This window comes from Dietzia sp. DQ11-71 (assembly GCF_014144995.1).
Classification (GTDB): domain Bacteria; phylum Actinomycetota; class Actinomycetes; order Mycobacteriales; family Mycobacteriaceae; genus Dietzia; species Dietzia kunjamensis.
Map to the genome: position 1 here is coordinate 1 of NZ_JAALDT010000083.1, position 5,322 is coordinate 5,322.

Annotated in this window: 6 protein-coding genes; 3 read left to right on the forward strand and 3 right to left on the reverse strand. The window is 70.0% G+C overall.

Going from position 1 to position 5,322, the window contains the following annotated elements; translation table 11 throughout:
- Nucleotides 1-997, forward strand: a 997-nt coding sequence (locus tag G6023_RS03460) for an amidase (RefSeq protein WP_182634089.1), incomplete at its 5' end; no start/stop codon positions are given.
- Nucleotides 998-1,532: 535 nt separating this feature from the next.
- Here the strand turns inward: G6023_RS03460 and G6023_RS03465 are convergent.
- Nucleotides 1,533-1,913 (reverse strand): SRPBCC family protein, encoded by a 381-nt coding sequence (locus G6023_RS03465; protein ID WP_132063357.1) that lies wholly within the window; start codon nucleotides 1,911-1,913, stop codon nucleotides 1,533-1,535.
- Nucleotides 1,914-2,197: 284 nt separating this feature from the next.
- Nucleotides 2,198-2,980, reverse strand: coding sequence for an alpha/beta fold hydrolase (locus G6023_RS03470; RefSeq protein ID WP_182634090.1), 783 nt, complete (start codon nucleotides 2,978-2,980; stop codon nucleotides 2,198-2,200).
- Nucleotides 2,981-3,087: 107 nt separating this feature from the next.
- Between G6023_RS03470 and G6023_RS03475 the strand changes: the two genes are divergently transcribed.
- The gene (locus tag G6023_RS03475) at nucleotides 3,088-3,591 is read left to right on the forward strand and encodes a DUF309 domain-containing protein (protein WP_182634091.1); all 504 of its coding nucleotides are present in this window, start codon (nucleotides 3,088-3,090) and stop codon (nucleotides 3,589-3,591) included.
- A 59-nt stretch (nucleotides 3,592-3,650) separates the two neighbouring features.
- On the opposite strand, the gene G6023_RS03480 is transcribed toward G6023_RS03475, so the two are convergent.
- The gene (locus G6023_RS03480; protein WP_182634092.1) at nucleotides 3,651-4,394 is read right to left on the reverse strand and encodes an MBL fold metallo-hydrolase; all 744 of its coding nucleotides are present in this window, start codon (nucleotides 4,392-4,394) and stop codon (nucleotides 3,651-3,653) included.
- 155 nt (nucleotides 4,395-4,549) lie between these two features.
- On the opposite strand from G6023_RS03480, the gene G6023_RS03485 reads away from it, so the two are divergent.
- A partial coding sequence (locus tag G6023_RS03485; protein WP_347570710.1) for an L-lactate permease occupies nucleotides 4,550-5,322 on the forward strand: 773 nt, incomplete at its 3' end.

Here is a 5,322-nt window from a genome sequence, read left to right on the forward strand (position 1 = left end):
CGCCGGGGCGAGCGACGGCGGCGGTTCGATCCGCATCCCGGCCGCGTGCTGCGGGCTCGTCGGCCTCAAACCCGGCCGCGGACTGGTCCCGATGGGGCCCGCGCGCGGCGAGGCGATGCACGGCGCGGCCACCAATGGCGTCATCTCGCGGTCGGTTCGCGACTCGGCTGCGATGCTGGACGTCCTGATGGGAGGGGAGCCGGGCGGGCCGTACGTCCCGGCCACCCCGTCGGAGTCGTTCCGGTCCCAGGTGGGGGCGGAACCCGGACGTCTGCGGATCGGCGTGTGCACCGCGTCCTCGATCAATTCCTCACCCCACCCTCAGGCTCTCGTCGCTGTGGAGACCGCCGCCAGAGCGCTCGAGGATCTCGGCCACCACGTCGACATCCTCGAGTCACAGCCCGTGGACGACCTGGCTCTGGCCCGCGATTTCCTCACCAGCTGGTTCGCCTACCTCGCGTGGTCGGTCGAGGACACCAAGCGCCGGACGGGGTGCGCCGACCGGGACTTCGAGACGGACACGCGGATCGTGGCGGCACTCGGCCGGGCGCAGAGCAGCGTGGACTATCTCGATGCCGTGATGCGGCGGGATCAGTACGTCGGCGAACTCACCAGCTTCTTCGAGGGCTACGACTTGCTCATGACGCCGACGCTCGCAGATCTCCCGCCCCACATCGGCGCGCTCGACACGCCGCCGCTCGCGCGTCGCGCGGCGACCGCTTTGCTCGCGACGCGCACAGCTCCGCTGCTGCGGTACTCGGGATTCGTGGAGTCGCTCATCGACGCCAACCTGAGCTGGGTGCCGTACACCCAGCTGGCCAACCTGACCGGTCGGCCGGCGCTGTCGCTTCCGCTGCACTGGACGCCCGAGGGCGTCCCCATGGGGGTGCACTTCACCGCCGGACTCGGGGGCGAGTCGATGCTGCTGCGTCTGGCCGGCCAGCTGGAGCAGGCACTGCCGTGGACTGACAGGCAGCCGGCGGCTCTGGGCGGATGACCCCGCAGGCGTACTGCGTCGGGGACACCCACCCCCGAAACGTCACAGTGTCGAATCGGAGCTGACTGGCGGGACCACCGGCAACAGTGGCGGATAGATGCCGCGAGGCCCAGGTGCGGATTCGCACGGTAAACCGACGACGTCCACGACCCGGGGCCTCGCAACGAACGACGGCGACGGATCGCCGCCGGGGAACTCAGGCCATTGCAGAACTCAGGTCATGTCCGCCGGGAGGACACTGAGGAGCCACTGGTAGAGATCCACCAGAGGGTTGTGGATGAGCATGAAAGCGTTCTCGACTGATCCGCGCATGATGTCGCACCTTTCTCTACCGAGCGACACGGTGTCGCCTCAGTGACCATTCGTGGCAGTGTGCACGGCGGATGGTGACGAACTCCGGAAGCTTCTCGCCGGACCACCCACTCCCGAAGTGCCGATAATCTACATTATGTAAAGTTCGAATACCGCTGTCCCATCCCCATCGGCGCGGTGGTCACATGCCACCGTCCTGCTGCGCGATCCACGCCGACGCCTCTCAGTGAGCTCGTTCGACGGAGATCCGTTCGATGCGCGGCAGCGCGATCGCCAGCACCGGCAGGTATCCCGCCGCCCAGACCGGAGCACCGAAGCTGAGGACACAACCACGCGGTACCTCGATCACCTCGTGCCGGGTAGCGCTCACTCCTGCCACCTTCCACGCCCAGAGCCGCCGCTCCACGAACTCGGTGATCTCGAAGGGCAGGGACAGCCCCACCGCGGTCGTGACCGTCCCTCGCGCGCCGCCCGTCAGGCCGGAGTCACCGTCGATCCGCGCCCCTGAGACGGTGGGCCCCCATCGCGGCCAGGTCTGCACATCGGTGATGACTGACCACACCGTCTCCGCATCCACGTGCATCCGCAGTTCGGTCGTCCACATCCCTCGGCGGAACGTACTTCGCATTCTCAGCACCGAACTCAGCGCAGCGAAACTCGGTGCAGTGGAACTCAATGCAATGGCGGACGCGAGGTGTTTCATCGTCCGGCCCGGCTGTTCGACTCCCGGGCTTCTCCACCCCCGCCTCGCGGTGGGCTACTCCGCCACGTTGATGGCGGTCTCCCCCGGTCGCGCGTGTGACGCATCATCCGCCCATGGTGGCAGAGCTTCGTGCGGGCGCAACCGCCCATGGTGGTCACCACACCACTACCGCGGAATGCGCCGGGTCAACTGGTCCGGTCCAGGATGAGCCGACTCGCTTCGCGGGGCGCGTCCCATTGCGGGAAGTGGCCGCACCTATCGAACCAGTGCAGTGTCGCGTCGGGGAACGCGCGGGCGGCTCGCCGGGCCTGGGCCGGGAGTGTCACCAGATCGCGACGCCCCCACCCGATGGTGACCCGTCCCGGGACCGTGCCCGCGGGGGCACCCTGCTGCGGGGGGCCCTTCGTGAGCGCGTCCATCGCCGGGCCCGTCGCCGGTGCGTCCGCCAGCCCGGCCACGTCAGGCAGCACGGTCTGTGCCGACAGCGCCCATGGCCGCGCCGACAACTGCGCCAGCAGGGCGGTCCGACTCATCGGATTGCCCAGGAGTGCCGGGAGCGCTCCGCGCACAGCGCTGACCAGGGCGATCGACGGCCGCAGGGTGGCGCTGAAGATCGCCAGCTCGCGATCACTCCAGAATCCGCCGGGGTCCAGCGCCACGGTGTCACCACCGACGCCGCGCCGGGCCAGCTCGAGAACGATCCGCCCACCCATCGAATGTCCGGCCGTGGACACCCCGTCCAGACCCGTCTCCTCGATGAACCGGGCGACGGCGTCAGCCAGCGCCGCTATGGACACCTCACCCTCCAGCGGTGGGGACTCACCGAAACCCGGCAGGTCGACCGCGATGACCTCGCGACGCGCTGCCAGATCGTCGATGATGGGTTCCCACGATCGCCACCCCGCGCCGAGTCCGTGCACGAGAAGTAGAGGGCTCCCCTGCCCGCGTCGAACATGATGCAACGTCATGGGACAAGCCTACGGAGCGCGCGCGGAGGAGAGCGCGCGCGACGTGTCACCATCGGGGCCCGTGTCCGAGGTGGCCGGCCGTCGTCAACAGATGGGACGATGGCGCCATGCGCACCCCACCCGGCATGGACCGTGATCGCGACGAAGACGGCCGCGCGCGCAATTCGCGCCCTCGCGATGAACTCGGTCGGCCATTGCCGATCGGCAGCGTCGGTGTCGAGCGTATCCCCGAGGATCTCGATCTGCCCCCCGCCCGATCGCTGGAATGGGCACAGGATCTGCTGGACCGCGGCCTCGCGTTCAATGCCCACGAAGTTCTCGAGGGTGCCTGGAAGGCCAGTCCCGATGACGAGCGCATGCTCTGGCAGGGCCTGGCCCAGTTGGCGGTCGGCATCACCCATATCCAGCGCGGCAACACCAAGGGGGCATTGTCGCTGCTCGCCCGTGCCGCCGAACGTATCGGCCACGGCGGCGGCCCCGCGCCTCACGGGATCGATGCGACCGGGTTGATTTCCCACGCTGACGCACTCATCGCCACCGTCGAGGGGGGCGACGAGCCCTCTCCGGATCAGCTGACGCCGCGGCTGCGCGTCTCGTCAGCTCTCCCCTGACCTCCGCCAGACACTCCTCCCCTCGGGTCTCCCTGCTCTCGTGCAGTGATGCGCTCTGATCAGTGTTCGCCGACGGCGCGGGCGTGTCCGACCGCGGCGTCGACTCCGTGGGTCCAGGGGTCCCCGTGGCCGGGCAGGACGGTCGAGGCCCCGGTGGCGGCGACCGGGCCGAGAGACTCCATCGCGCGGGCGGTGTCGGCCGTGGCCGCCGAGGCGACGATCTGCGGTCCCGTGGCGCCGGTGTACGGGTCCAGGGTGACCAGGGCGTCCCCGCTGAGGACCGTGTCCCGGTCGGGTAGGTGCAGGATGCAGTGTCCTCCGGTGTGCCCGGGGGCGAACATCGCCACGGGACGACCCGGGACGTCGAGAGCGGGACCCACCGGTAGCTCCTCGGTGTCCTCGACCCCCTTGATCGTGAGAGCGCCGGCCATGGCCATCCTTCCGAGCACGGGAAGCGACCGGGGATGGGTGAACGGGTACAGGAAGCGGTTGCGCTGGGGTATGTAGCTGTAGGGGTGCGCGGCCAGGTGTCCGTCAGCGGGGTGCACCAGCACCGGCACCTCCAGCTCGACCCGGGCGCGCCGTGCGAAGCCGACGTGGTCGAAGTGCCCGTGGGTGAGTACGAGAGCCCGCACGTCGGCGGGACCACGGCCCAGCCGACGGAGTGTCTCGGTCATGAGGTCCCACATGCTCGGCAGGCCGGCGTCGACGAGGGTCACCCCGTCATCGTCCTCCACGAGATAACAGTTGACGTGGGCATGCGCCAGGCGGTGGACCCGGTCGGCGACTTCGGTGGCGTCCACGGTGCTCCTCTCCGTCGGTGTCTCGGGCGGTCGGCCGCGGATCGCGTCGACGTCTCACACGCCCGCGGTTGCGCCCGCAGTTGTGTGACGAGGCTGCTCGCCGTCCGGCGCTCTCGCAACCGCTGGCCCCGGGCCACCTGGGTAGGTTGGGTGCAGTGAGCGCTCTCGTGCAGACCGGCGCCGCCGTCGCGCCGGTCGTGGTGGTCCTGGCCCTGTTGGCGCTCCGCTCCCCCTCTCTCCTGGCGGGAAGCGCCGGCCTGGTGGCCGCGCTCGTCGGTGCGATCACCGTTTTCCGGCCCGACGACGACGAGGTCCTCGCCTCACTGGCGCAACTCGGGCCGACGGTCCTCGAGGTCGCTCTCATCCTCCTCGGCGGCGTCCTGTTGGCCACCGCCCTGTCGGCGACCGGGAGCAGGGATCACATCGCCGGATGGCTCGAACGAGTCGGCTCCGGCGACGACCGGGTGCCCGCGATCCTGCTGCTGGTCTTCGGGTTGACCCCGTTCATGGAGTCGGTCACCGGCTTCGGACTCGGCGTGGTGATCACCGCCCCGCTTCTCGTCCGGATGGGACTGTCGCCGGTGAAGGCCGTCGTCACGGGGTTGCTCGGGTTGGTCCTGGTCCCGTGGGGCTCCCTCGGCCCCGGCACCCTCGTGGCCGCGGAGCTCGGCGGTCAGGACGTCGCGGAACTCGGATACTGGTCGGCTCTCCTGACCCTGCCGGTCCTCCTCGTGAGCATGACGACCGTCCTCGTCGTCGTCTCCACCCGGCCCTCCGCGCGCCACGTGGTTCTCGGCGCCGCCGTCGTCGTGACCCAGTGGGCCGCCCTCGTCGCGGCCAACGCGGCGGTCGGCGTCCCCCCCGTCGGGCATCCTCGCCTCGACCGCCGTGATCGCCCTCCTCCTGGGGGTCGGGCGCGCCCGGCACG

Coding starts and splice junctions, on each gene's coding strand:
- G6023_RS03465 (WP_132063357.1), bottom strand. CDS start 1,913: ATGTGGACGACCGAACTGCGGATGCACGTGGATGCGGAGACGGTGTGG.
- G6023_RS03470 (WP_182634090.1), bottom strand. CDS start 2,980: ATGACGTTGCATCATGTTCGACGCGGGCAGGGGAGCCCTCTACTTCTC.
- G6023_RS03475 (WP_182634091.1), top strand. CDS start 3,088: ATGCGCACCCCACCCGGCATGGACCGTGATCGCGACGAAGACGGCCGC.